The following is a 26,019-nucleotide window of genomic DNA, read 5'->3' on the forward strand; positions in this document are numbered from 1 at the left end:
AACCTGAAGGAGACGAATATGGCTCAAGACAAAGGTTATTTGGATCAGTCCGGCAATCAAGTGGTTGCTATCGTTAAAAATCTGGACCGCGATGTCGAGCGCGGGGAAGATACCGTCATGTTGGGATATGGCTTGGTATTGCTGGCGCCGGCTTTCGCTCCCTTGTTGCCGCCCAGTATTCTGTTGCCGCTGATGGCGATTGCCTTCGCGGTATCGGCGACTGCGGCGCGTCTGCATTTTTACAAAATGGCTCGCAAGCTCTCGGTTGCCTTGGATGAACTGGAAAGCCGGGATAAACAGACTTTTAAGCCGATCACCGACGTATTCGCCGAGCATCCCCAGCAAACACTGGCTGTCGCTTTTAACCCGTTAAAAAATTTGAAACGCAGCGCGAAAAGCATACTCGGTGGCTTGATGATCAACCCGTTTTGGGGGCCGATTTTTTATATGTTGGGTGTGCAGTTTGTCGAGGATAAACAATTGGTAGTGTTGAATAAGGCCGTGATTGCAGTCGAAGATAAAGTGATGCCTATCGTACTGCGCGACGACTGGGCTGAATAAACGCAAGGTTTGCAAATGTTAGACGGCGGATAAGCCGTTGGGGGAGGAATAATCAGCTTGAGTCCATGGGGTTTAGGCTATTGTTTTCGGTGGCAGCCATTGTCCAAAAGTACAGTTATACACAGAAGTTGTGGATAAACTTGTGATCAAATCGTGAGCAAACCAGCCAATCGCCCGTCCTATTTGGGACATCTTTAAATTGACTAAAAATTAGTCAGGCAATTTTTGACTATGCTTAGAGCATCATAAAAAAGCCGTCGGCTTTGCCCGACGGCCCCCCGTTTTGTTTCCTGAAAAGGTTATCCCATGCAAAAGCAAACCCTCACCATAGACGGCAATCAGGCTGCGGCCAGTATTGCTTATAAACTCAATGAAGTGATCGCAATTTACCCCATTACCCCGTCCTCGGCGATGGGTGAATGGGCCGACGAATGGGCCTCCCGCGATCAACCCAATCTCTGGGGTACTGTACCTCATGTAGTCGAACTGCAAAGCGAGGCCGGCGCAGCTGGTACCATTCATGGTGCGCTGCAAGCCGGTACCTTGGCCACCACCTTCACTGCCTCGCAAGGCCTGTTGTTGATGCTGCCGAATATGTACAAAATCGCCGGCGAACTGAGCCCGACCGTGTTTCATATCGCCGCCCGCTCGCTGGCTTGCCAGGGCTTGTCTATTTTTGGCGACCACAGCGACGTGATGGCGGCGCGGATGACCGGGTACGCGATGTTGTGCTCCAACTCGCCACAAGAAGTGCAGGATTTGGCGCTGGTAGCGCATGCCGTGGCTTTGCAAAGCCGCATCCCGTTCATGCATTTTTTCGACGGTTTCCGCACCTCACACGAGGTTGCCAAAATTGTCGAGATCGACGATAGCGTCATCCGGGCGATGATCGACGACAACTGGGTTAGCCAGCATCGCGGCCGGGCCTTAACGCCGGATAAGCCGGTGCTGCGTGGTACCGCGCAAAACCCGGACGTGTATTTCCAGGGCCGGGAATCGGTTAATCCTTACTACGCCGCGTTGCCGGAGATTGCCCAACAAACCATGGACCGGCTAGCCGGTTTGACTGGCCGTCAATACCGCTTGTTCGAATACGTCGGGTCGCCGCAAGCCGAGCGAGTAATCGTGATTATGGGGTCCGGCGCCGAAGCGGTGGAAGAAACCTTGGAATATCTGAATCGCCAGGGCGAAGCGGTGGGCTTGTTGAAAGTGCGTTTGTTCCGGCCGTTTTCACCGCAGCATTTGATCGACGCCTTGCCGGCCAGTTGCCAAAAAATCGCAGTTTTGGATCGCACCAAGGAGCCCGGTGCCGACGGCGAGCCTTTATACAAAGATGTATTGGCCGCCGTGGCCCAAGCCTTCAGCGATGGCGAAAAATTTACCAGCCTGCCCAAAGTAGTGGGTGGCCGTTATGGCTTGTCGTCCAAGGAATTCACGCCGGGCATGATTAAGGCGGTTTACGACGAACTGAAAAATGCGAAACCGAAGAACCACTTCACGGTCGGGATTCACGACGATGTCAGCCACACCAGCCTGAATTGGGACGCGGCTTACCGCACCGATACCCACGATCAAACCTTTCAAGCCATGTTTTACGGTTTGGGCAGTGACGGCACGGTAGGCGCCAATAAAAACACCATCAAAATCATCGGCGAAGAAACCGATTTATACGCCCAGGGCTATTTCGTTTACGACTCGAAAAAATCCGGCGCGGTTACCGTTTCGCATCTGCGCTTCGGGCCAAAGCCGATACGCTCCACGTATTTGATCGGCGAAAACGACGCGCAATTCATCGGCTGCCACCAAACCGTGTTTCTGGAACGCTACGATATGCTGGCCAACGCCGCCGACAAGGCGGTGTTTCTGTTGAATAGCCCGGCGTCGGTCGATGAAGTCTGGGCAACTCTGCCGCGCAAGATGCAGCAGCAAATGTTGGATAAGAAAATTGGGTTTTATCTGATAGACGGCAACGCGGTCGCGGAAAAATCGGGCATGGGCAAACGCATCAACACCATCATGCAGACTTGTTTTTTCGCGATTTCCGGGGTGTTGCCGCAAGAGCAAGCCATTGCGGCTATTAAACACGCCGTGCAAAAAACCTACGGCAAAAAAGGCCAACGTATCGTTGATTTAAACTTCAAAGCTATAGACGAAACGCTGGCCGGTTTGCGCCATGTGCCTTTGCCTAAGCGGGCCGATAGCGGTTTTGATATTGCCGGATTGATAGCGGATAGCGCGCCGGAATTTATCCGCCGCGTCACCGGCGAAATTATCGCCGGCCGGGGCGATGCCTTGCCGGTCAGCGCGATGCCGGCCGATGGCACCTTTCCGACCGGCACGGCGGCCTACGAAAAACGTAATCTGGCGTTGGAGATTCCGGTTTGGGAAACCGATTTGTGTACCCAATGCGGCAAATGTCCGATGGTTTGTCCGCACGCGGCGATTCGCAGCAAAATTGTGCCTAACGAAGCCTTGAGCAATGCGCCGGAGACTTTCAAACACGCGGCGATGTTGGGTAAAGATTTTCCGGCCGGTTTATCCATTAGTTATCAGGTGGCGCCGGAAGATTGCACCGGTTGTGGGCTTTGTGTGGATATTTGCCCGATTCGCGATAAATCCAACGCCAGCCGCAAGGCCTTGAACATGCGCCCGCAAGCGCCGCTACGCGAGCCGGAAAGCCAAAATTGGGATTATTTCTTGTCCTTGCCGGAATACGACCGTAGGCTGCTGAAAACCAATACCATCAAGGGTTCTATGGTGTTGCAGCCTTTATTCGAATTCTCTGGCGCTTGTGTCGGTTGCGGCGAAACCCCGTACGTGAAATTGGCCTCTCAGCTCTTCGGCGACCGCATGGTGGTAGCCAATGCTACCGGCTGTTCGTCCATTTACGGCGGCAATCTGCCGACCACGCCTTGGACTAAAAACTCCGAGGGCAGGGGGCCGGCCTGGAACAATTCATTGTTCGAAGACAATGCCGAGTTCGGTTTAGGCATGCGAGTGGCTATAGATAAGCAAGCCGAACATGCGGCCGAATTGCTAGTGTCGTTACGAGAAACTTTGGGTGGCGAACTGGTTGATGCCATTTTACAAGCCGACCAATCCGATGAAGCCGGCCTTTACGAACAACGCCAACGTGTCGCGGAATTGAAACAGCATTTACCCTCGCTAAAGCAACTTGCCGCGCAAGCCTTGTTGCCGCTGGCGGATTATCTGTGCAAGAAAAGCGTCTGGATCATCGGTGGCGACGGCTGGGCCTATGATATTGGCTACGGCGGTCTGGATCATGTGTTGGCCAGCGGTCGCAACGTCAATATCCTGGTTTTGGATACCGAAGTGTATTCCAACACCGGGGGCCAGACCTCCAAATCCACGCCGCTGGGCGCGGTGGCCAAGTTCGCGGCAGGCGGCAAGGCCACCGCGAAAAAAGACTTGGCGCTGCTGGCGATGGATTACGGCAACGTTTACGTCGCCCATGTGGCTTATGCCGGCAAGGACACGCAAACCCTGAACGCCTTCCTGGAAGCGGAAGCTCACGATGGGCCGTCCATCATCATCGCTTATGCGCCTTGTATCGCGCACGGCGTTGATTTGTCCAACAATCATCGCCAACAAAACCTGGCAGTGAAAAGCGGACACTGGCCCTTGTTCAGATTCAATCCCGGCCGCATCCAGCAAGGTAAGAATCCGATGCAACTGGATTCCGCGGAACCGTCGGTGCCTCTACGCGAGTTTGTGATGAGCGAAACCCGCTTCAGCATGCTCTGGCAGAGTCATCCCGACCACGCCGAGGCGTTCTTGAAACAGGCGCAACAAGACGTGAAAAACCGCTATCGTTACTACCAACAACTGGCCGCGCTGGAATGGAGCGATGCCACCAGCGTCGCCGCTGCCAAAGCGGCACTGAAAGCCGATCTTGCCCAGGAGAGCCAACATGGTTGATTTAACAACAAATTATTTGGGCCTGAAACTGGCGCATCCTCTAGTACCGTCGGCATCACCGCTGAGCAAGGACTTGGACAGTGCGCGTCGGCTGGAAGATGCCGGCGCAGCGGCCATTGTCATGTCTTCCTTGTTTGAAGAAAAAATCGAAGCCGAACAGCAACAGATGGAGCGGTTTTTTTTCGGGCAAGGCATCGGCTATGGCGAGGCCGATTCCTTTCATCCGGTGCCTGAGCAGATTTTGACTTACCAGGAACAATATCTGGAACATCTGCAACGCTTGAAAAGCAGTTTGCATATTCCGGTGATCGCCAGCCTGAATGGTATTTCCCAGGGTGGTTGGATCGAATACGGCCAAGCCTTGCAGCAAGCCGGGGCCGACGCCCTGGAGTTGAATATCTACCACCTGGCGGCCAATGCCGACGAAAGCAGCGAAACGGTCGAAAACCGCTATCTGGATATTCTGCGGGAATTAAAAAGCCGGGTGAGTGTGCCGCTGACCCTAAAGCTCGGTCCGCAATTCAGCTCGCCGATTCATTTTGCCCAACGCCTGGAAGCTGCCGGTGCCGATGGTATTGCGATATTCAACCGGTTCTATCAACCGGATATTGATTTGGAAACGCTGGAAGTGGTGCCGAAACTTCAATTGTCCACGCAAGCCGAAGCCTTGTTGCGTATCCGCTGGACGGCCTTGCTATATGGTCGCGTGAAATTGTCCTTGGCGGTCACCGGCGGTTTTCACCACAGCGCGGATGTGATCAAAGCCTTGCTGGCGGGCGCGGACGTGGTGCATCTGTGCAGTGTATTGTTGGCGCAAGGTGTGGGCAAACTCAGCGAAATCCGCGCGGAACTGGAACAATGGCTGATCGAACACGAATACGATTCCATCAGCCAGTTAAAAGGCAGCGTCAGTCAACAGCACGCCATAGACCCTAGCGCGTATGAGCGTGCCAATTACATCCATGTATTGGACAGTTACACGCCCTCCGCTGGCGTGTTGAGATAGCGAAAAACCGTGCGGGATTTGGACGAACTATTTGCCGGTTTGGCTAAATCCAGATTCCGCAGCCAGTTTCGTTTGAATGCCAAAGACCGGGATTATCTAAAGAGCAAAGGCATGGAAACGGTATTGAGCCACGCCAGGGACTTTGTCGAAAAGCGCCTGGCCGCCGCCGAGCCGCGCAATGACGGCAAACAAACCCCGTTTCGCGGCCATCCGGTATTCGTCGCGCAACACGCCACCGCCTGCTGCTGTCGGGGATGCCTGGAAAAATGGCATAAAATTCCGCAGGGTAGAGAGTTAAATGACGACGAACAAACCTATGTTTGTAAGGTGTTGGAGCGGTGGTTAAGGATTGCTGTTACCGATATTTAATCAGCCAGATAACGGCAGATATGTAATTCGCATAAATGGATTAAATTCGTGCTTTAGCTGCAATGGTCTTACTATTCCCTGCTGTTCCGCCGGACTAAGAGCGCAAATGTCATGGGTCAAGAAATTCATGCCGCAATCTATCAAGATGCCGACTTTCAGCGTTTCCGCAAGCGCCTATCTGCAGAAACCGAACTGCTGGGCCGGCTGATTAACAGCCGCGCCTGTTCGGAAGCCGAGCCGGTGGCTGGTTTTGAAATCGAAGCTTGGCTGCTGGACGACTACATGCGGCCGGCACCGATGAATCAGGACTATCTGCACTCTTTTGCCCACCCTATGGCCGGTCCGGAATTGGCCAAATTCAATATCGAACTGAACACGCCGCCGCTGGCGTTGACCGGCGAAGTTTTCAGCCGCATGCATCAGGATTTGCAAAACACCTGGCAGCAAGCTGAACAGCACGCCCGGCAACTGGATTTGCATTTATTGGCGATAGGCACCTTGCCGACCTTGCAGCAAAGCGATCTGCATCTGGGCAATATGTCGGACATGAATCGTTATCGGGCCTTGAATCAACAGATTTTGCGCTGCCGAGGCCGGCCGATTGTGCTGGATATATGCGGGCATGAGCATCTGAAAATAGAGCATCACGATGTGATGCTGGAAGCCGCCACCACCTCGTTTCAATTGCATATCCAATGCCCGCTTAGCATCGCTCATCATGTGTATAACGCGGCTATCATCGCTTCGGCGGCGATGGTGGCGTTGGCTGCCAACGCGCCGTTTTTGTTTGGTAAGGATCTCTGGGCGGAAACCCGTATTCCCTTGTTCGAACAGGCCATTGCCACCGGCGGCTATGCCGGGGCCGCCGACGGGCCCTTGCACCGGGTCAGTTTTGGCTCCGATTTTGCCCGGCATTCGATCCTGGAATGCTTTGTAGAAAACCAGCAGCATTTTCCGGTTCTGCTGCCGGAGTATTTCGACGATGCGCCGGAAGCGTTTCAACACTTACGCCTGCATAACGGCACGATCTGGCGTTGGAACCGGCCGCTGGTGGGTTTCGATGCCGACGGTACGCCGCATATCCGTATCGAACACCGTACGCCGGCCGCAGGGCCGACCGTACTGGACATGATTGCCAACGCCGCCTTTTATTATGGACTGGTGAAAAATCTGGCCGACGAACGGCAAGCGGGCGGGGCGGAGTTATCCTTCGCCCAGGCCAAGGATAATTTTTATCAAGCGGCGCGGCACGGTTTGGATAGCCATGTCGTCTGGTTTGGTGAACATAAACTACGGTTGGCGGTGCTGATCGAGCAGGAGCTAGTGCCGCGTGCCGTTCAGGGCTTGCAGGCTTTGGGCATCTGCACTGCTGATTGTGAGAATTATCTGGATGTGATTCGCCAGCGCCTAGCCAATCAACAGACCGGCAGCCACTGGCAGCGGCGGTTTATCAAGGAAAATCCGGGCGAATTTGCGGAGCTGACGCGGGTTTATTTGCAGCGGCAGCGGAGCGAGGAAGCGGTTGCCGGGTGGGGGATATGAATAAGCACAACATCATTGTTCCCACGCTCCGGCGTGGGAACAGGGTTGCACGACGCTCCAGCGTCCCGATGTGCACCGCTGGAGCGGTGCGGGCTACATTCCCACGCTGGAGCGTGGGAATGATAAACAAATGTTCTACGCCAACCGATCAATCAAGTTCAGCCCGTGACAGCAGATCTCGAAGTACCTCTTCGTTGTTAAAGGCCAATGACATTGCTTTTCCGAGACGTTCCAGCGCAGAACGTGATCCTTGTGCGGAAAACATTCCCGCCTCCGGATCGAAATCGAGCTCATCTTGTAAATCGGGCAGTTGTTCGAATAGTACGACTTGAGCAATTGAGTTCCAGTCGTAACCGTTGCCATTCCAGCCTTCGTCAGCCCGCTCTTCGAATACATGCAATTTCTCAACCATATCCTGGTCGGAAAGTATTAGAGACCGGTATTCTCCCGAGTCGAGAAGAACGAAAGGCGCATAGGTAGTCTTGTCTGTATTGTCTTTATCCATAAGGACCTCGGGATGTAAATTTAGTGAAATGTAGCGGGTGCGTAGATCGGAAATGCCATTCGCCTTTGCCCTGAGGGTACTGAGTTTAACGAAGGGCCAGCCACCTCAGGCTTCTGCGAGCTCAGCCTTAACGGGGCACCAGGGATAAATAGGGCCGGGTTAATAAGGCTGTGGCCCGGTAAGCATAGGTGGTTTTCCCGGTTTCATTTATGTCAGCCTGAAAATAACGATAGAATTGCTCCAAGCAAATCAGTTAAATTCGTTATGCCACAGATTTCACTCGCCAATTGCATCCCCAAACAATTCGACAGCCTGCCAAACGGTTTGCTGGATATTTCGGTTAATAACCTACACACCCTAATCCCCGAACCCACGCTTTTCCACCTCCCCGGCAAACGCCCGGAAACCCTGTTTGTCTCCGTCCTGCTGCACGGTAACGAATCCACCGGCTTCCTGGCTGTACAAAAGCTGTTGCAAAAATATCAGGGCCAAAGCTTGCCGCGCGGCTTGACCCTGTTTTTCGGCAATACCCAGGCTGCTCGTTTTAACCTACGACGGTTGGATGGCCAGCCGGATTTCAACCGCATCTGGCCCGGCACAGCCTTACCAGAGTCGCCGGAAGCGGTTTGGGCGGCGCAGATTTGCCAGATCATGCGCGAGCGCAAGGTGTTTGCCAGCGTGGATGTGCATAACAATACCGGTTTGAATCCGCATTACGCCTGCATCAACAAATTGGATAAGGATTTTCTGCATCTGGGTGCGCTGTTCGGCCGTTTGCTGGTGTATTTCACCCATCCCAAGGGTACCCAATCCAGCGCCTTTGCCGAGTTTTGCCCGGCGGTGACCTTGGAATGCGGCCGTCCCGGCCAGCCGCACGGTACCGAACACGCCTTTCAATTTCTGGACAGTTGCCTGCACTTGCATGAATTTCCGGCCCAACCGGTCGCGAAGCAGGATGTGGATCTTTATCACACGGTCGCGCAAGTGACTGTTGCTGAAGATGTCAGTTATAGCTTTAGCGATGCCAGGGCCGATCTGCTTCTTGATCCGGAATTGGAAAGTCTGAATTTCACGGAGATTTCGGCCGGCACCGTGTTGGGTACAACCGACTGCGCCAGGATGCCCTTGATTGCCAAAGACAACGACGGTCAGCCGGTGACCGAGCAATTCTTGACTGTTACGGATGGCCAAGTGCAAATCACTCGGCAAACAATGCCGTCCATGCTAACCCTGGACGAACGAGTCATCCGCCAGGACTGTTTGTGTTATTTGATGGAGCGCTTGGCTGTGGAGACTGGCATTTGAGTTTGTGTTGCGGCGGGAAGCGCTAAAAACCAAAATCCTGGACGCCACCTTTGCCGGAATGTTAGATTCATTCGGCCGCAACAGCCTTCCAAAGGAGAAGAATGATGTTGAAGTCACTCGACGTGTTACTGGGTTTATCGGTGGTGATGTTGATCGTCAGCATGGCGGTGACCTTAATCAGTCAGGGCATTTTAAATTTACTGGCCAGCCGCGGCCGCAATCTGCGCACCGGTTTGGCCGACTTGCTGGAATTGTTGGATGCCCGCTTTTCCCGAACCGAGGCCGAGGCCATCGCCGCCTTAACCCTGACGCAACGAACTATCGGCGGCCGCTGTCGCTGCCGACTGCCGGCGTGGTTGCAATTTTTTCAGTTTGGCGAAGTGATCCATCGCGAAGAATTTATCAAGATTTTGCTGGAGTTAGCGGCTGGCTACGATGTGTCGATCAAAACGGAATTTGAACAGATCAAAGCCAGGCTAGCCAATAAAACCATCAATGTTGGCCAAGCCACGGAGGCCCTGGAGAGCAAATTCCTGGAATATCCGCTGTTTTTTAAGCGCCTGGATATTGAAGCTTTACTTGCCAAGATCAAAAAAGAAAAGGCCGAAACCAAAAAACAACAGTTTCAGCAGTTGGAGAAAATCGTCGCCGGACAAATCGATCTGCTGGACAAGTTGAAATCGGTGCTGCACGACAATGGTATTGAAGATCCGGCCTCTACCTTGAAAAACGCGCGGATGCTAGCGCTGGAATTTGAAAAATCCAACCCGGAACTGGCGCACGACGTGCGTGAGGCCAATGCTTTGCTACAAGAAGCATCCAGCGATTTTCTGGCGAAAATTTGTTTGAATTTTGATCATTTGCTTGACCGGGTCAGCGTCAGATTTACCGCCACCACCCGTGTGGTTAGCGTGATTAGCGCGGCCCTGGTAGCGATTGCGTTGCAGTTGGACACGGTGTATTTGATCAATCGGCTGTCCATGGACGAGCAAATGCGCGCGACTTTTGTGGCATTGGCCCCTTCGCTAACGGAAGATCCGCAACTAAAGGATGCAGTTGAACCAGCCGCTGCCAAAGCTAGCGGAGAGCAGGTTAGCAAGACCTCGGCTGACGAGACTGTTAAAGCCAAAGAAGGCCTCGATCTGGAAAAGCAAAAGTATTATCTGAATTTTCTAGCTCAACAGGGCTTGATCAGTTTGCCGGTTGACCGGGATGCTTGGTGTAAGCATTGGAAGTTGGTGAGTATTCCCGGTTTGATTTTGTCGATTTTTCTACTGAGTCTGGGCGGGCCGTTTTGGTATAACGCTTTGAGTAAGCTGGTGCAATTGCGCTCCGGCCTTGCTCGCAAGGATGATGAGCAGAAAGCTATTCGCCAAACCACGCAGACTGCGGGCGGCGAACCTCAAACCCCCGGCACTTTGCCGGCATTCAATCCGTTACACGGCGAACGTGGCGATCTGAAGGCGCAGGGCTGAGGAGGCTGTATGGAAAAGCAATGGATAGGCTGCGCGCCGGGTAATTTTCGGACCGGCCGCCCGGCAGGCTTCAAACCGGAAATTATAGTTTTGCATACGACTGATGGCAGCTTGACGAATGCCGCTATGTGCTACAACAAGCCGGGCACGTTGCAGTCTGTGCATTACGCCATCCGCAACAACGGTGAGATTCATCAATATGTCCAGGAAGCCGACACGGCATTTCATGCCGGTTTGGTGGTCAATCCGGCTGCCGAATTTATCAAGCAGCGGCCCAACACCAATCCCAATTTTTTCTCGATTGGTGTTGCCTTAGAAGTGTCGGTGCTTGGCCCGCCTACGGCCATGCAATTAGCGGCATGCTCGAAATTAATCAGGGAAATTGCCGACCGCTGGCGGATTAGCGTCGATGCGGATCATGTGTTGTCGCATAGCGCGATTCGTGCCTCGGTAAACTGCCCCGGTGCGCGTGTCGATATTGCCAAGCTGATTGCCACTGCGTTGCCCGATCCGGCAGCCGATTTGGTGGCCGGCAAGCCAATCGGCTTGCTGAGTAAAGTAAATCTCCGCAGTCGCGCATCTGTCAGTGCACCGGTGCTGCGCGTCTTGGATGCCGGCAGTAAAGTCGAGGTCGTCAGCTTTACGGCAGGTGATGTGGTATCCGGCAACGGCTATTGGTATCAGGATAAAGACAATTGTTTTTTCTGGGCGGGGGCCACAGATCGGCCCAATCCGCGGGTATTGCTAACGCCGAACGAAGACGAGGCGAGTACCGATACTATGCTGCTCCGTGACCAAGCTGCCGCTGCGGTTGCCGGTTTGCAGATCAATCGCTCCCGATTCCGTTTGCCGGCTGGGCAGTTTTTTACCGAGAGGCCAAAAAAAGATCTGATTGTTTTGCACTTCACGGCGGGTTCGTCAGCCAAGTCGGCGTTCGATACCTGGATCGGCGATACGCAACATATTGCCGCAGCCTATCTGGTCGATGTCGACGGCACGGTCTATGAAGTGTTCGATCCGACGCAGTGGGCTTATCATCTGGGGGTGACGGGATTTAGCGGCCGACTGGATCAACGCTCAATAGCGATAGAAATTGCCAATGTCGGACCATTGCGACCGGCGGCGGATAATCCGGAGGTCTTGAATTGGTGGCCGCCGCGTCGGGGCCAAACCCAGTTATTCGGTACTAAATACTGTGACAAAGCCCAAACCGATAAATATATGCAAACCAGCTATCGGGGCGAGCAGTATTTCGCTACCTTTCCAGCGCAGCAGGTAGAAGCGATTCGCTTGTTGCTGAACGATTTATGCGGGCGATTTTCCATACCGAAAACCTTGCCTCCCAAAGCCAAGCAATTTGAACGCGATCTGGATTTTTTTCAGAGCTATTCCGGTATCGCCAGTCATGTGAATTTTCGCAGCGATAAATGGGATATAGGCCCAGCCTTCGATTGGGCGGCGTTGGCTATTGCCAATGCGCACGGCGCCTGATTCGCGCTTGTATACGCTAATCCCGCTGGTGATCAGGTATTTTTGGCGCCTTATCACAAGCTTATTCTCACAACCGATGCGGCCGTCACAGTTCTGCCCGGCCGCCGGCATGAATGTTCGCTGCGGCTGTTAAGATGGTTTAACTAAGCGGTCGGGCAATTTTGGCTCGGACCGCTATGCTTATTTGGCACACGCTATCGCCTCACCCGCAAATCCAGCAACCCAGGAAATATCATGCCCGAAAAACCGTTCTGTATTTTTGTAGTGGATGACGATGCACTGTTGCGTTTGGTCATAACCGACCAATTGCAGGGGCATGGCTATCAACTCCACGAGTTTGCCAATGGCGAGGAATGTTTGGCCGCCATGGATTTGGCCCCCAATCTGATTTTGTTGGATATTGAAATGCCGGGCCTCAGCGGTATCGAGGTATGTCGGCAGATTCGCGCTGACGGCAATGACGATGTGCAGGTCATGTTTGTGTCTGCCCACGACGATCTGGAGATTTTGCTGACCGCGTTCGATGCCGGCGGTAACGATTTTATTCCGAAAAACGCCAAAAAAGACGTGCTTCTGCGCAAGGTCGATTTGGCCATCGAAGCCGAGCAGCAAAAACGGCAACTGCAATCGCAACTGTCTTACGCACAAAAAACCGCATTTACCGCTATGTCCAGTTTGGGCGAAACCGGCACGGTATTGCAGTTCTTACGCTCATCGTTTCAATGCGTGTCGTTTCAGCAATTGGGTAGTTTGTTAATCGAGACTTTGCAGCAATACGATCTAAACGGTTTGGTGAAATTGACCGATACCGCCAACGAATACGACTTTAGTCCGGAAACAATCTGTACGCCGCTCGAAGCCTCCATCCTTACCTACGTGGCTAAGTTGGGCCGGATTTATCAGGCCGGTGATCGCTTGGTGTTTAATTTTCCGCACGTGACGCTCTTGGTGACCGGTCTGGATACCGACGATCCGGATGCGATCGGCCGCTTGCGCGATCATCTGGCGATACTTGCCGAAGGTGCCGGTGCCCGTATCGAAGCCATGATCAGCGAACAACAACGTCTACAGGAAGCGAATGCCCGCCTGGAAGGCGTGAGAGAGTTGACCGATTTATTGATCGAGATCGAGGCCAATCAACAAAGTAATCACTCGCAGATGGTGAATTTGGCCGAACAGCACAAAATGAACATGGAAAGCGCCTTTATTCATCTGGGGTTGACTGATAGCCAGGAGTTTTTGCTGCACGGTTATGTGGACGAACTCACTTCGCAGATGGACAACCTGTTCGAGAACGACAACAGGCTAGCCTTGCGTTTGAACCAAATTGTCGAAAAGCAAAAAGCCTTGCTGCAATCGGCCCAAACTCGCCGATAAGTACCCGCCTGAATCCCTACCGATCTAATAATCGCACCGAGGATTGCCTATGCAAGCGTTGTTTTCGCCCGCCGTGGCGCTGATGAATCGATTGAGTTTCAGCAAGAAGTTTGTGGTGATAGGTTTTCTGTCGTTGCTGGCGGTTGCCGTGGTGTTTTACGCTCTTTATCAAAGTCTGAACCGGGTGATATTGGATTCAGAGCGCGAACTGCAGGGACTGTTGCAAATCAAGCATATTACGCAGACCATGCAATCTGTGCAGCAGCATCGCGGCATCACCGTGGCGGTGCTCGGCGGCATAGAGAGTTTGCGCGATAAACTTGACGTATCGGAAGCCAAAGTCGCTGCGGCCTTATCGGCTTTGGGGCCAACGCTGGCGGCGGATTCGTTGACCGCTGCGGCATACGCGGATATAAAAAACGATTGGGAGCAACTCCGGCAAAACGCCGCCAACCAAAGCATTGAAGAAAGCTACCGCTTACACAGCCGTTTGGTCGAGAAGTTATTGGATTTAGAAGAACTGATTGGCGAGGAATCTTTGTTGTTCACCGACTCGAATCTGGATTCCTACCATCTGATCATGCTGGTAACCGAGCAAATGCCAAAGGCCCTGGAAGGCGTTGCGCAATTGCGTGCGTATGGCATTGGGATACTGGCCAAAAAGCAGATTAGCGCTCAGGAAAAAATCGAAATTTACCTGATTAAGGACAGAATCGAATCCGGCATCAGGGTCATTGAAGAAACGACTCATGACTTTAAACGCTATAAACCGGAATTGCACCCAATACTCGCCACCACCAGGGAAAATATTGTCAACGCAGCCAGGCTAATTACTCAGCATGTCATTGCCGATATTGTCCAGGAAAAATTCTCCATCAATCCGGAATACTTTCATTCCACCGTTACCTTAGCGCTGGATACAGCGTATGCGGAAATTTACGACAGTTTTATCCCTGCAGCCGAACAACTGATCGAGGCCAGAATTGGCGTGGCGAAAACCACGCTAGCGCTGAGTATCGGCATCCCCGGCTTTATATTTATGCTGATCATTTATTTTGCGATTGGCGCCCATCTTGCGGTGAGCCAATACGTGGAGAGGCTGGCGAAAACGGCAAAAGCGTTTGCCGGCGGCGATTTTCAGCAAAGAATGCCGTTAACCCTGCGTGATGAAATCGGGCAGGTTGCGGAGAGTTTTAACGAAATGGCCGATGGTTTTGCGGCGCTATTGGCTGCGAGGCGCGAGGACGAAATCCGCATCCGCAGTATTGTCGACACCGCGTTGGATGCTTTGGTGCAGATGGACGCCGATGGTTTTATCAATGGCTGGAATCGCCAGGCCGAACAGATATTCGGTTGGCCGGCCACCGAAGTCTTGGGCCGCTTGTTGCATGATGTGATTATTCCGGAGCGTTACCAACAAGCTCATCAGCAAGGCATACGGCGCTATTTGGATACCGGGCGCGGAACGGTCTTGAACCAGCGAATTGAAGTGGTGGCGCTGCACCGTGACGGGCATGAATTTCCGATTGAATTGGCCATCACCCCTAACAAATTGGCAACTGCTGTCGAGTTCAGCGCCTTTATCAGAGACATTTCCGCGCAAAAACAGGCGATACAGACTTTGCAAGCCAGCGAACAGCGCCATCGGGCCCTGTTCGAATCTTCGCGGGATGCGCTGATGACCCTCAGTGCCAGCCGTGGCTTTATCTCGGTTAACCCAGCGGCACTCAATCTGTTTGCTTGCCGGGATGAACAAGCGTTTTTAGCGCAAACCCCGGCCTCATTGTCGCCGGAATTTCAACCAAACGGCCTATCATCCTCCGAGCTGGCCAATGAAAAGCTCGAGCAGGCCATCGCCGAAGGCTCGGTGATCTTCGAATGGTTGCACCAACGCTTAACCGGCGAAACCTTTTACGCCGAAGTGCAACTCAGCCGGGTGGAGATCGACAACGAAATTTTGCTGCAAGCCACGGTGCGCGACATCAGCGAAAAAAAACGTGCCAAAGCGGCACTGATGACCAGCGAAGCCAGGACTAGGGCGGTACTGCGGACCATGTCCGATGCCGTGGTGTTGATTGATAACAAAGGCATCATGCTGCTGGTTAACGACGCCATTAGCGATTTGTTTGGCTATGAGGAAGACGAGTTATTGGGGCAAAATGTGAAGATGTTGATGCCGGAGCCTTACTATTCCGAGCATGACGGTTATTTGCGCCGGCATCTGGACAATACTAAGGAACGGGTGATGATCGGCCGGCGAATCGAAGTGGAAGGCAAGCGTAAGGATGGGCTGCTGGTGCCGATAGAGTTGAGCGTCAACGAATTGATGGATGATTTTGGTAGCACTTACATTGGGGTTATGCGTGACATCAGCCATCGCAAGGCAGTAGAGCAGGCGCACGAAGCTGCGCGTTTGGAGGCGGAGCATTTGGTGCATATGAAAAGCGAGTTTCTGGCCAATATGAGTCATGAAATTCGTACACCATTAAATGCCATTATCGGCCTGGCCAAAATGAACCTACGCGATAATGCCGGGCGGAATATGCAGGAAAACAGCGCCCGTATTTACGATGCCGGCATGCATTTACTCAGTGTGGTCAACGACATCTTGGATTTTTCCAAAATTGAGGCCGGCAAGATGACCTTAGACGAGCATCCGTTTCGTCTGGATGCGTTGATACAAGATGCCATCAGTCTGGTGGATATGCGTGCCAAGGAAAAGCAACTCGATTTAATAGTGCATCGCCCCCAAGATTTGCCGGAATGGGTGATTGGCGACCCCTTGCGCTTAAGACAGATTTTGGTGAATTTATTGTCAAATGCTGTGAAGTTTACTGATCATGGCTATGTCAGTCTGGAAATTTATCGGTACAACGATATGACGGACATCAGTGTCACGGACAGCGGTATCGGCATGACCGCCGAGCAGATTGGTCGTCTGTTTACCGCTTTTCAGCAAGCGGATAACTCTACCACCCGTAAATTCGGCGGCAGCGGCTTAGGTTTGGCAATTAGCCGGGATCTGGCCAACTTGATGGGCGGCGATATTGTCGTCAAAAGTACGTTGGGGACAGGTAGCAAATTCACTTTGACTGTGCCGCTACCGGCGACGGATGCCGGTGTCGAGCATTCAGCGGATTATCATCAGGACAAAGGCGGACGTTTGCGCGGTTTGAGAATATTGGCTGCGGAAGACGTAGCTTTAAATCGCTTGGTATTGGAGGATTTGTTGAGCCACGAAGGCGCGCAGGTGACTTTTGCGGAAAACGGCCAACAGGCGCTGGATCGCTTGGAGGAAGCCGGCTATGCCGGTTTCGATGCGGTGCTGATGGACATTCAGATGCCGGTCATGGATGGTTATCAGGCTGCGCGGCGTATTCTGGAAATCGCGCCGGATTTGCCAATCATCGGTTTGACCGCTCACGCCATGCCCGAAGAGCGGCAGCGCTGCCTGGAAACGGGCATGCGGGATCGCGTTACCAAACCCATTGATGCCAACGCCCTGGTCGGTGCGTTGCGGCAGCATGTGCCCATCAGCAAAGTGTCTGACGACGCAAGCGGAAAAGCTGGTGCTGCCGCGGTAATTGAAATTTCGGATGCGGCAAATGAGGCTATGGTGGCGGTAGCGACTGAAGGCTTGATCGATTGGGAGGCCTTACAGCAGCGTTTTGACGGTCGTCAGGCCTTTATAGACAAGTTGATCGACAACGCCTTGGACGGCGCGCAGCAGGCTAACGTCGATAAACTAAGGTTGGCCGCTGAGCAGCGCGACTATGCCGCCATTAAATTTGTGGCGCATAATTTGAAAGGTTTTGCCGGTATTTTCGAGATTCAGCAAATACAGAACTTGGCGCAGCAAGCCGAGGTGGCCGCCAAGGATCAGGCCGAAGAAGCGATGGTACTGGCCGAAGGTTTGGCCAATGCGCTGGAAACGACTCTGGCGGAGTTGCAGCGTAAACGGACTGTCGCTGGTTAAGGCCTCCGAAACTATTTATGCCATCAGCCACGTCGTCCGCAGCCTCGGAGAGGCTGCTTTCGCGGTAGCGGCGACATTTAAGGGGTGACCGCTCGTCATCATCCCAGGAAAGGATTTCCCGGTCCTATATTGCACACCGTTATCCCTTTCGTATCCTCAGGGGCATAAAGGCTGAGCTCGTTGAAGCCCCGGCTGGTTTGCATTCCGCAGGTTCTGTGCCCGCAAGGGCACTAAGGCGAACGGTAGTTAGTGGCCGGGTTACTAATCATCGCTTGATTGCCCCGATGTGCTCAGACTGGTGACGAAAAAAATGGCGGGTCTATGCAACCCGCCATCAAAACATCCCTGTCGCTAGGAGGAGGTTTGCCTCTCACTAACAAAAGCCGACAAAATCACCTGGTCGATTTGTCATGTTAATGAACGGAACCTCTAAATTAAAACGATATAATGTGATTTTTATATCGAAAGAATCGATTGTCATTGCAACGTCGAATTACAGTATAGGTTAGTAATAAAATTTTGCTTTGAATCCCGGAATTTTTTTAGGAGCACGCCTATGAATCTTAATCAATTGGAATTGCTGCGAGTTTTGCAGGAAACCGATTGCAACTTGAGCAAAGCCGCGGAAAAAATGCACGTGGTGCAGTCGGCGGTCAGTCGGCAACTCCAGTTGTTTGAAATAGAAGTGGGCTCGCCTCTGTTCGTCAGACAGGGAAAAAAACTGACGGGTCTGACACCCTTAGGTGAAAAGATCATGGAAGAAGTGGATTTAATCAATCAGGCTAAAAAAAATATCCAACTGATTGCCGACGACTTTCTGGAAAATAGTAACGGCACCTTACGGATAGCGACTACTCATACCCAGGCCAAATATTTACTGCCGGAACCGATAGGCCGGTTTAGGCGCAAATATCCGGGCATTAAAATCTATATGGTGCAATCGTCGCCGGATAATCTGATTAATTTGTTACATAGGCATCAAGCCGACATCGCCATCTGCACCGAAAAACTGGACGAAGACGACAAATTAGTGGTCAAGCCCTGTTATCACTGGCATCACGTTGCCGTGGTGCCACTCGGTCACCGGCTGACGGAAGGCGAAATAAGCCTGCAACGGCTATCAGCTGAGCCGATTTTGACTTACACCCCTGGTTTTACAGGTCGCTCGACGATAGAAAAAGCCTTTCATAACGCCCATTTACCACTGGATATTACCTTGGCGGCGGCCGATTCCGATGTGATAAAAACCTATGTGCGCTTGGGAATGGGTGTGGGGATAATTGCCGGTACGGCTTACGAAGCCAGCAAGGATGCCGATTTGGTCGCTCTAGACCTGTCGGGCTTGATACCCAGTTCCACGACGAAGATTGCTTACCTGAAACAACTGTACGTACCCAATTACTGTCGATATTTTATCGATGAATTGCTGGCGGAAGCCGCGCGGAAAAGCCGGGAAAGAGGCGAGGGATTTGACGATTGTTAAGCTGCCGGACCATGGCTGCGGGCAGCTCGTCTCTGTCGATTGGGTATAGCAAATGTGTGTGAAAAGGGGGCTAGAACAGCTTTATTTAACATAGATTAATAAAAAACTATCGGATTTGGCGTCTTGCCAATTTTCTAGCTGTTTGATTGCGCAAAACATTTCTAGTCCGGCTTTAAATTTGCTGATTACTTTCGGTTTAAGCACTGATACCGAAACTATTAAGCCGGCATGTCTTTTCCAGCCCATCAGTCCCTCCAAGAGCTGTACGTCAGTTGCCACGGCGAGTTGGAGACTGTGCTGTATTCGCGTGTACGCTGCCGGGAAACCGCCGCGGACATTTGCCAGGAAGCGTTCGTGCGCTTATGCCGCAGCGAGGACTTGGGTAGCGTCGGCAATCTAAAAGCCTATCTGTTCCGTACCGCGCAAAACCTGTTGATTGATTACTATCGCAGCCAGACCGTGCGCAGTGCCGCGATTGTGGAATGGCCGGAGGATACGCCGCCGGAAGCCGAAGACCTGCGCTGCGCGGAAACCGTGGCGCTGGGCGAGGAGGATTTGGACCGCCTGATAGAGGGCATGAGCAGCCTGTCCCCGTTGTGCCAACGCATTTTTTACCTGAACCGCTTCGAAGGCCTGAAGCAGCGCGAAATCGCCGAAACCCTGAATATCTCGGTTCGCACCGTCGAAGAGAACATCAAAAGGGCATTGCTGCAGTGTGCTAAAACCCTGGATGGATTCGAATAGCGACTGTGGTTTAGGCCTCCGGCCTCGTCTATGATATATCTCCCCCACCGTTTAACCAGGAATTAACCATGTCCACCGAACCGATGCCGGATGATGCCGAGCGTTTGCTGGAACAGGCTTGCGCTTGGTTAAGCCAATTGCATTCCGGTGATTTTTCCACGTCCGCGCGGCAAGAGCTGAATGCCTGGCGCGCCGCCGACAGCGCCCACGAACAAGCGTGGCAACGCGCCCAAGCGCTGTGGGCAGGTTTGGGACAACTGCGCGGCCGCCGCAGCATTCCCGGTGCGCAACCCTTGCCGGGGGAGGGAAGCTTAGCAGCCAAAATACAACCCTCTCTCTCTGGGAGAGGGCAGGGTGAGGGGATGCAAACTAACGCTTTGACGCATTTTGATTCCCTCGCTCCAAGCCTCTCGGTAATCGATCCCGACATTACCCTATCTTCTGTATCGATGCAGTCGTCCCGAGAAGAAAGCGAGCTTTTACGACAGTCTCCAGGGCGAGGCGGCAGGCAAGCTAAGGCAGCGGATGCGCTGGCCGCAAGTCCGGTTGCCATGCTGGATTCCCGTCGACGCGGAAATGACAGCCCCAGGGATTTTAAAGTCCGGGTCAATACCAGAACCCGCCACCGTGGCCGATCTTTCCGTTTGGCTGTCGCCTGCTGTGCAATGCTGGCAGTCACGCTCACCGCGCTGTATCCGCCGGCATTCTGGCGGGCAGACTATCTCACCGGTAAGGGCGAGCAGCGCAGCGTGACCTTGGCCGACGGTTCGCGAGTAATGCTCAACACCGCCACGGCCCTGGCCATCCACTTCGATGCCGGCACGCGCCGGGTGGAGCTATTAGCCGGCGAAGCCTTTTTTGACGTGGCTAAAAATCCGCAACGGCCGTTCGTGGTCACTGCTGCCGGCAGCGAAGTGCGGGCAGTGGGCACCGCCTTCGCCGTAAAGCGACAATCCGAGCAAACCGAAGTCGAACTGGTCGAAGGGATTGTTGAAATACAAGACGCGGGGCAGCAACACCAAGAACGCCTGACGGCGGGACAGTCGGCGTCGATAGGCGCCAACAGCATTGCCCTAAAAAGCGCCGGCCAACCGGACAGCATGGCGCTGTGGCGGGCCGGCTATCTGCAATTCGACGGCTTGCCGCTAAGCGATGCCATTGCCCAAATCAACCAATACCGTCCCGGCCGCGTCGTGTTGCTGAATACCGCGTTGGCTGACAAACGCATCAGCGGTCTGTTTCGCTTGGACGCGCTGGATCAAGCCATCGCCAGTTTGAAAGCAGCAGTACCGGAGCTGCAGATTGTAAGTATTACGCCCTATTTGGTGGTGCTGCGCTAGACGTTGTTACTTCCCCCTTTGAAAAAGTACCCTCGGGGGCATAAAGGGGATTGAGGGGGGATTTATCTAAAAAATCTCCCCTGGCCCCTCTTTTTCAAAGAGGGGAAATAAAACCATCGAATCCGAGCCAGCGACGTCCACTTCCCCCTTTGAAAAAGGGGGACCGAGGGGGATTTAGTCTCAACTACTTAGGTAAACACTGTCCCGCTTTGCCATCGCCAATTCAATTTTCCATTGCCTATTTCCCCCCAATGTAAAAAATTCAATGGCCGACTGATGTGGGTTTTCAAAAAGTTTCCGTCTTAACTAACACCAGCCCAATTGCTGCCGTGTAATCAGACCGAAACCAGGAGAATCCATGTCCAACGCAAAGCATTGCAACCCCACAGCCGGCAAGGGTCGGCGCCATGCTGCCAAAGCCGCCTTGCTCGCGGCGCTGATCTCGCAAACCGCCCACGGCGATGCCGCCGGCAAACACCATTTCGACATTCCCGCCCAGTCGCTGAATCAGGCCTTGTTGATGTTCGGCAGGCAAAGCCAGCAGCAACTGATGTACGGCACCGACATCGCCGACAACCTGCGCAGCCGTAACTTGCAAGGCGACTACACCGCCAATGAAGCGATCAGGATTTTATTGGGCGATGCGCCGCTACAAGCGGTGACGACCGGCGAAGGGGCTATCACCTTGCAGCCGCGAGCGGCGGAACTGCACAACAATCTGGGGCCGCAGACCATGCCGGCGGTGCAGGTGGTGGGCAAGGCGGCTTATGATTCGACCGATCCTTATAATCCGGATTACCGTTTGCCGAACGCTTCCACCGCAACTAAGACTGATACACCGATAATGGAAACCCCCTATTCGGTGGCGGTTGTACCTCAACAAGTATTAAAGGACCAACAAGTAATCCGCGTTGAAGAGGCTGTACAAAATGTCGCAGGCGTGAAAGCCAACTTTACTAGCGGTGGGTTATTTGATGTTTTTAGCATGCGTGGCTTTCAATACACGAATTTATACAGAGACGGCTTTTTATTGCCTGAAGGACAGGGGGCTAGCGACGCTCGGCTGCAAACAGCCAATGTTGAGAGGATAGAAGTGCTTAAAGGGCCCGGTTCAATTCTGTTCGGTCGTAACGAACCGGGCGGGATTATAAATTTGGTCACCAAAAGGCCGCAAGCGACCCCGTATCATTCCATTCAGCAGCAGTTCGGTTCTTATGACTTCTACAGAACGGCCGTTGATTCAACCGGGACTATCAGCTCTGATAACAGTTTGCTTTATCGCGTGAATCTCTCTTATGAAAATGCCAACTCATTTCGCGATTTCGTAAAAACCGATACGGTGTTTTTCGCCCCCAGCTTGACTTGGAATATTTCCGATAAAACCCAAGCCAACTTGGATATTAACTACCAACATTTTGACGATACCACCGATTCTGGTATACCGGTAGTCGGAAATCGTCCTGCCGCTGTGCCAATAAATCGCCAAATAGCCGATCCATTCAATAACAGCAACATTGGTGACAGGACCTTGGTTAGCGCGAATTGGTCACATGCGTTTAACGATAACTGGAAACTTAGCCATCGTTTTGGCGCTGAATTTTTTGATGCTGCGCAAAATTTCACCTTCTTTTTCGGGAAAGTTGGTTCAGATGGCAATCTCGCCAATCTCCCATCATCAGCCTCGGCAGGAAGAGGATTTAATAATGGTCAATCACATCAACAAGAGTACTATACCACTCTCAATCTGACGGGCAAATTCAATACCGCGATGCTTGAGCACAGCATGTTGTGGGGATTTGATTACTTTGTTATTGACAATGGAGGTGGCGTAAATGCTTGTTGTGATGTCCCTGGCGGTTCCAATTTCAATATTTATAACCCAAGTTACTTAACGTCAGCTCCCACATTCAGTTATTCACCGACACCGAGAAGAAATCAAGAGTGGTATGGCTTATATATCCAAGATCAAATCAAGCTGCCATTTAACCTGTATGGTAATGTCGGTTTGCGTTATGACCACGCGATTAGTCGTAATGAAACGCGAAACCTGACTAACGCTGAGGATAGCCGAGTTAGTCCTAGAGGCGGTTTACTTTGGCGTCCCATTCAATGGTTGTCTGTTTACGGAAACTATTCGGAAAACTTTGGGCCGTCCAACACTCTGTTTTTTAGGGCGCCAAACCAACCTGCTTTGCCGCCGCAAACTGCGGAAGAATGGGAGCTTGGTGCGAAAACTGAATTCCTTGATGGCCGTTTGTCGGTCAGTTTTGCTTATTTCGATTTGACTAGAAGAAATATGTCGGTGGTCGATCCAAGTAACCCAAATATTTCGAGAGCAATAGGCGAGCAGCAAACGCGAGGTTATGAATTTGAAACATCGGGTGAAATTTTGCCAGGCTGGCGCGTCATTGGAGCATATACCCATATGCCTTACGCAAATATCAACGAAGACGGTGCTTTTGGTAACACCGGAAATCGTATATCTAATACACCACGTAATTTTGGCAGTCTTTGGAATACCTACGAATTTCAAAACGCTGCTTTACGTGGTCTCAAGATTGGTGGTGGCGTAGTCGCGGCCGATCAAAGCCAAGGTAGAAATTTGAATGACTTTCAGTTGCCAGGTTACGCAACGGTTAATTTACTGGCCAGTTATGGTTTAAACGTCGGGAAATCCAAGGTGACCTTGCAACTCAATGCCAACAATCTTTTGGACAAAACCTACTACACCGGCACCAATGGTGACACTAGGATAGGGATTGGCACCCCAAGGAGCTTCCTGGGCTCAGTGAAAGTTGAATTTTAAGCGGGCAAGCGGCTATTTGATTTGCCCTACGTCAGCTTAGCGTTGGGGTCAGGCGCGAGCCCTAATATTGATGGCCTCTAAATTAGCGATGACTTTATTGTCGCTTTGCGAATAGTGTGATGGTTTTATGGCTGTCGTTTTTAGGGGCTATCGTATCGGCAATTGCTTACGGCATTGCCTATTGCTTGCTTCCCGGCAGTTAATCCATCTACATCACTGATTTTCGCCAGGAAACATGGACTTCAAGTCTCGTAGCCTGGCGTGAATGGTGTTTTGCTATTCGCAAACGCTTCGTCGGCTTGGGCGCAAACCAAAATGCCTTGGCCTCAAGGCTTTTAGCTTGATTCGCAAGGCTGTGGTGGCCCGCTCCCAAGCTTAAATGCCTGGCGAGGATAGCAAATAACCGCGTGCGCAAGCTTAGTTGCCTTGAGCGCGAGGCTTTGAGCTTAATTCGCAAGGCTATGCAGGTTCACTCGCGAGCCTTAAAGCCTGGCGAGGATAGCGAAAAACTTTGTGCGCAAGTCTAAATGCCTTGCGGGTAAGGCTAAAAGCCGAAGCGGAATACCAATGTGCATCGGCGACTAGATCACGTTGGGTAAATCCCTGGCGCCATGAATGACGCGAACTATCTGCACCCCATCGGTTAGGGTTCTGTAAAGGATAAGGTATTTGCCTGATATAAAATACCGTAGCTCTGGTGCAATATCGGGGCGGTAACGACCCATCTGGGGATTGTCTGCCAGCATGATGAAACGCTGTTCCAGATCATCCAATACTCTATCAGCCGCATGGGGATTGTCTTGGGCAATGTAGAGCCATATCTCAATTAAATCCTCTTCGGATTGAGCAGTACGCTGGACGCTACCCATGGATAGTTTGCCGTACTATTTAGTGGATGATGCAAGGCGTTTTCTGGCCTCCATCTTAACGGCATCCATATCGGTAAATGTTCCAGAGCCACTATCAATACCTGTCTGCCAAAGACTTTTTAGTTCTTGAAGTTCACTTTGTTGCAACAACCGTTTAGTTTTCCAGTCACGCAGTGCTTCACGAATGAGTTCGCTGGAACTGGCGTATTCACCGCTTTCAACACATTGCCGCAATATAGTCGCCATTTCGGGTGTTAAAGCGATAGATATTTTTTCGACGTTGGCCATGTTTATTACCTCCAGCGATGATGGTAGTAATGTTTCACACTATCTGCAAATGATTCTTGAGCAACTACCGATTTTGGGTTCTGGTCTGCAATCTAAGCTCTGTTGGCTAGATCCATACGCTAATTCCTCGCAAGTTTGGATGGTGCGAATAGTACCAAGCCCTCAATAGATCGCGTTTTAGTTAGCAAATTCCCTTTGTGCTTCTTACGAATTTACGCTATAGGTTTAGGCTTGTAGCTGCCAGTACTGGCGGATAGGATATTCTTAGACGTGATACCGACCTAGCTCAGGAAATGACCAATGAACCTAGCCGAAACTATTTATAAACACAGTTTAAATCTCCCGGAATCGGCTGCTCGCGAAGCCTTGGATTTTATCGAGTTTCTGGAGCAACGTTATTCAATGGATCAGCCGCAAACAGAGCAGAAGAACGATACAGCGGCCTTTCTGGCTGCATTGGCTGGTGGTTTAAGCGAAGATTTTCCGGATGATATTAGTGATGCCGATTTAGGAACTGACACACTCAGAGAGACTTGGGACTGATGGCTTACTTATTGGATACCAATGCTGCCATTGCACTGTTGAAGGAAAATCCAAACTTGCTTAATCAAGTCCGTCACGTAGGTAGGACATCATTAAAACTGTGTGCGCCTGTCGAAGCGGAGTTGTGGTTCGGTGTGGCAAAAAGCGTTCGGCAAGAACAAAATCGCTCCCGCCTGCTTACGTTATTAGAATGGGTACCAAGCTTACCCTTTGCAGGCCCGGCAACACAGCGTTTTGGTGAGATTCGGGCCTTTTTGGCTAGCCAAGGGACATCCATAGGCCCGTATGATTTGCAGATTGCCGCTATCGCTGTTGCCAATGACTTAACGGTTATAACGAATAATACCTGGGAATTTCAGCGGGTGCCGGGTCTCAAATTAGAGGATTGGCTGTCGTGACG

Annotated in this window: 19 protein-coding genes; 16 read left to right on the plus strand and 3 right to left on the minus strand. The window is 52.2% G+C overall.

Annotation, left to right across the window (positions count from 1 at the left end):
* The first annotated feature begins 18 nt into the window (after positions 1 to 18).
* The 5 genes from CWO84_RS22110 to CWO84_RS22130 all read left to right on the plus strand — a co-directional run bounded on the left by CWO84_RS22110 (position 19) and on the right by CWO84_RS22130 (position 7,417).
* The gene (locus CWO84_RS22110) at positions 19 to 561 is read left to right on the plus strand and encodes a hypothetical protein (RefSeq protein ID WP_033155303.1); all 543 of its coding nucleotides are present in this window, start codon (positions 19 to 21) and stop codon (positions 559 to 561) included.
* 306 nt (positions 562 to 867) lie between these two features.
* Positions 868 to 4,500, plus strand: coding sequence for a pyruvate:ferredoxin (flavodoxin) oxidoreductase (gene nifJ / locus CWO84_RS22115; protein WP_033155302.1), 3,633 nt, complete (start codon positions 868 to 870; stop codon positions 4,498 to 4,500).
* Complete coding sequence (locus CWO84_RS22120) at positions 4,493 to 5,506, plus strand: dihydroorotate dehydrogenase-like protein (protein ID WP_033155301.1); 1,014 nt, start codon at positions 4,493 to 4,495, stop codon at positions 5,504 to 5,506. The genes nifJ and CWO84_RS22120 overlap by 8 nt, the downstream gene beginning before the upstream one ends.
* A 9-nt stretch (positions 5,507 to 5,515) precedes the next feature.
* The gene (locus tag CWO84_RS22125; RefSeq protein WP_033155300.1) at positions 5,516 to 5,875 is read left to right on the plus strand and encodes a DUF4186 domain-containing protein; all 360 of its coding nucleotides are present in this window, start codon (positions 5,516 to 5,518) and stop codon (positions 5,873 to 5,875) included.
* A 111-nt stretch (positions 5,876 to 5,986) separates the two neighbouring features.
* Positions 5,987 to 7,417 carry a glutamate-cysteine ligase family protein gene (locus CWO84_RS22130; RefSeq protein ID WP_101055288.1) on the plus strand — a complete coding sequence of 477 codons (1,431 nt, stop codon included), beginning with the start codon at positions 5,987 to 5,989 and terminating at the stop codon, positions 7,415 to 7,417.
* 148 nt (positions 7,418 to 7,565) lie between these two features.
* Here the strand turns inward: CWO84_RS22130 and CWO84_RS22135 are convergent, their stop codons facing one another.
* Positions 7,566 to 7,922, minus strand: a complete 357-nt coding sequence (locus CWO84_RS22135; RefSeq protein ID WP_101055290.1) for an Imm51 family immunity protein — start codon at positions 7,920 to 7,922, stop codon at positions 7,566 to 7,568.
* 264 nt (positions 7,923 to 8,186) lie between these two features.
* On the opposite strand from CWO84_RS22135, the gene CWO84_RS22140 reads away from it, so the two are divergent.
* The 9 genes from CWO84_RS22140 (at position 8,187) to CWO84_RS22185 (ending at position 23,919) form a co-directional block, all read left to right on the plus strand.
* Complete coding sequence (locus tag CWO84_RS22140) at positions 8,187 to 9,227, plus strand: M14 family metallopeptidase (RefSeq protein WP_205800444.1); 1,041 nt, start codon at positions 8,187 to 8,189, stop codon at positions 9,225 to 9,227.
* Between the two features lie 104 nt (positions 9,228 to 9,331).
* The gene (locus CWO84_RS22145) at positions 9,332 to 10,702 is read left to right on the plus strand and encodes a hypothetical protein (protein ID WP_101055292.1); all 1,371 of its coding nucleotides are present in this window, start codon (positions 9,332 to 9,334) and stop codon (positions 10,700 to 10,702) included.
* Between the two features lie 9 nt (positions 10,703 to 10,711).
* Positions 10,712 to 12,193 (plus strand): N-acetylmuramoyl-L-alanine amidase, encoded by a 1,482-nt coding sequence (locus CWO84_RS22150; protein WP_101055294.1) that lies wholly within the window; start codon positions 10,712 to 10,714, stop codon positions 12,191 to 12,193.
* A 234-nt stretch (positions 12,194 to 12,427) separates the two neighbouring features.
* Positions 12,428 to 13,570 carry a response regulator gene (locus tag CWO84_RS22155; RefSeq protein WP_033155296.1) on the plus strand — a complete coding sequence of 381 codons (1,143 nt, stop codon included), beginning with the start codon at positions 12,428 to 12,430 and terminating at the stop codon, positions 13,568 to 13,570.
* Positions 13,571 to 13,619: 49 nt separating this feature from the next.
* Positions 13,620 to 17,546 (plus strand): PAS domain S-box protein, encoded by a 3,927-nt coding sequence (locus tag CWO84_RS22160; protein ID WP_051669605.1) that lies wholly within the window; start codon positions 13,620 to 13,622, stop codon positions 17,544 to 17,546.
* Between the two features lie 556 nt (positions 17,547 to 18,102).
* Positions 18,103 to 19,029 (plus strand): LysR substrate-binding domain-containing protein, encoded by a 927-nt coding sequence (locus CWO84_RS22165; RefSeq protein ID WP_033155295.1) that lies wholly within the window; start codon positions 18,103 to 18,105, stop codon positions 19,027 to 19,029.
* Positions 19,030 to 19,257: 228 nt separating this feature from the next.
* On the plus strand, positions 19,258 to 19,773 hold the full coding sequence (locus tag CWO84_RS22170) for an RNA polymerase sigma factor (RefSeq protein ID WP_101055296.1): 516 nt from the start codon (positions 19,258 to 19,260) through the stop codon (positions 19,771 to 19,773).
* A 68-nt stretch (positions 19,774 to 19,841) separates the two neighbouring features.
* Positions 19,842 to 21,113, plus strand: a complete 1,272-nt coding sequence (locus CWO84_RS25070) for a FecR family protein (RefSeq protein ID WP_240618123.1) — start codon at positions 19,842 to 19,844, stop codon at positions 21,111 to 21,113.
* A gap of 358 nt (positions 21,114 to 21,471) precedes the next feature.
* Positions 21,472 to 23,919, plus strand: a complete 2,448-nt coding sequence (locus CWO84_RS22185; protein ID WP_033155293.1) for a TonB-dependent receptor — start codon at positions 21,472 to 21,474, stop codon at positions 23,917 to 23,919.
* 581 nt (positions 23,920 to 24,500) lie between these two features.
* Here the strand turns inward: CWO84_RS22185 and CWO84_RS22190 are convergent.
* Both CWO84_RS22190 and CWO84_RS22195 read right to left on the minus strand, forming a co-directional pair.
* Complete coding sequence (locus tag CWO84_RS22190) at positions 24,501 to 24,788, minus strand: type II toxin-antitoxin system RelE/ParE family toxin (protein WP_033155292.1); 288 nt, start codon at positions 24,786 to 24,788, stop codon at positions 24,501 to 24,503.
* A 15-nt stretch (positions 24,789 to 24,803) separates the two neighbouring features.
* Positions 24,804 to 25,076 (minus strand): type II toxin-antitoxin system ParD family antitoxin, encoded by a 273-nt coding sequence (locus tag CWO84_RS22195; protein ID WP_033155291.1) that lies wholly within the window; start codon positions 25,074 to 25,076, stop codon positions 24,804 to 24,806.
* A gap of 300 nt (positions 25,077 to 25,376) precedes the next feature.
* Between CWO84_RS22195 and CWO84_RS22200 the strand changes: the two genes are divergently transcribed.
* Both CWO84_RS22200 and CWO84_RS22205 read left to right on the plus strand, forming a co-directional pair.
* Complete coding sequence (locus tag CWO84_RS22200) at positions 25,377 to 25,619, plus strand: DUF2281 domain-containing protein (protein WP_033155290.1); 243 nt, start codon at positions 25,377 to 25,379, stop codon at positions 25,617 to 25,619.
* A complete protein-coding gene (locus tag CWO84_RS22205; protein WP_101055298.1) occupies positions 25,619 to 26,017 on the plus strand; it encodes a PIN domain-containing protein in 399 nt (132 codons plus the stop codon). Before CWO84_RS22200 ends, CWO84_RS22205 begins: the two co-directional genes overlap by 1 nt.
* The last annotated feature ends 2 nt before the right edge of the window (positions 26,018 to 26,019 follow it).

Origin of the sequence: Methylomonas sp. Kb3 (assembly GCF_002834115.1) — a bacterium.
GTDB classification, from domain to species: domain Bacteria; phylum Pseudomonadota; class Gammaproteobacteria; order Methylococcales; family Methylomonadaceae; genus Methylomonas; species Methylomonas defluvii.

Bases quoted from the DNA above. Each gene is read 5' to 3' on its own strand.
- CWO84_RS22110 (WP_033155303.1), top strand. From the start codon at position 19: ATGGCTCAAGACAAAGGTTATTTGGATCAGTCCGGCAATCAAGTGGTT.
- CWO84_RS22145 (WP_101055292.1), top strand. From the start codon at position 9,332: ATGTTGAAGTCACTCGACGTGTTACTGGGTTTATCGGTGGTGATGTTG.
- CWO84_RS22200 (WP_033155290.1), top strand. From the start codon at position 25,377: ATGAACCTAGCCGAAACTATTTATAAACACAGTTTAAATCTCCCGGAA.
- CWO84_RS22155 (WP_033155296.1), top strand. From the start codon at position 12,428: ATGCCCGAAAAACCGTTCTGTATTTTTGTAGTGGATGACGATGCACTG.
- CWO84_RS22185 (WP_033155293.1), top strand. From the start codon at position 21,472: ATGTCCAACGCAAAGCATTGCAACCCCACAGCCGGCAAGGGTCGGCGC.
- CWO84_RS22140 (WP_205800444.1), top strand. From the start codon at position 8,187: ATGCCACAGATTTCACTCGCCAATTGCATCCCCAAACAATTCGACAGC.
- CWO84_RS22205 (WP_101055298.1), top strand. From the start codon at position 25,619: ATGGCTTACTTATTGGATACCAATGCTGCCATTGCACTGTTGAAGGAA.
- CWO84_RS22160 (WP_051669605.1), top strand. From the start codon at position 13,620: ATGCAAGCGTTGTTTTCGCCCGCCGTGGCGCTGATGAATCGATTGAGT.
- CWO84_RS22150 (WP_101055294.1), top strand. From the start codon at position 10,712: ATGGAAAAGCAATGGATAGGCTGCGCGCCGGGTAATTTTCGGACCGGC.
- CWO84_RS22195 (WP_033155291.1), bottom strand. From the start codon at position 25,076: ATGGCCAACGTCGAAAAAATATCTATCGCTTTAACACCCGAAATGGCG.
- CWO84_RS25070 (WP_240618123.1), top strand. From the start codon at position 19,842: ATGTCCACCGAACCGATGCCGGATGATGCCGAGCGTTTGCTGGAACAG.
- nifJ (WP_033155302.1), top strand. From the start codon at position 868: ATGCAAAAGCAAACCCTCACCATAGACGGCAATCAGGCTGCGGCCAGT.
- CWO84_RS22135 (WP_101055290.1), bottom strand. From the start codon at position 7,922: ATGGATAAAGACAATACAGACAAGACTACCTATGCGCCTTTCGTTCTT.
- CWO84_RS22165 (WP_033155295.1), top strand. From the start codon at position 18,103: ATGAATCTTAATCAATTGGAATTGCTGCGAGTTTTGCAGGAAACCGAT.
- CWO84_RS22170 (WP_101055296.1), top strand. From the start codon at position 19,258: ATGTCTTTTCCAGCCCATCAGTCCCTCCAAGAGCTGTACGTCAGTTGC.
- CWO84_RS22190 (WP_033155292.1), bottom strand. From the start codon at position 24,788: ATGGGTAGCGTCCAGCGTACTGCTCAATCCGAAGAGGATTTAATTGAG.
- CWO84_RS22130 (WP_101055288.1), top strand. From the start codon at position 5,987: ATGGGTCAAGAAATTCATGCCGCAATCTATCAAGATGCCGACTTTCAG.
- CWO84_RS22120 (WP_033155301.1), top strand. From the start codon at position 4,493: ATGGTTGATTTAACAACAAATTATTTGGGCCTGAAACTGGCGCATCCT.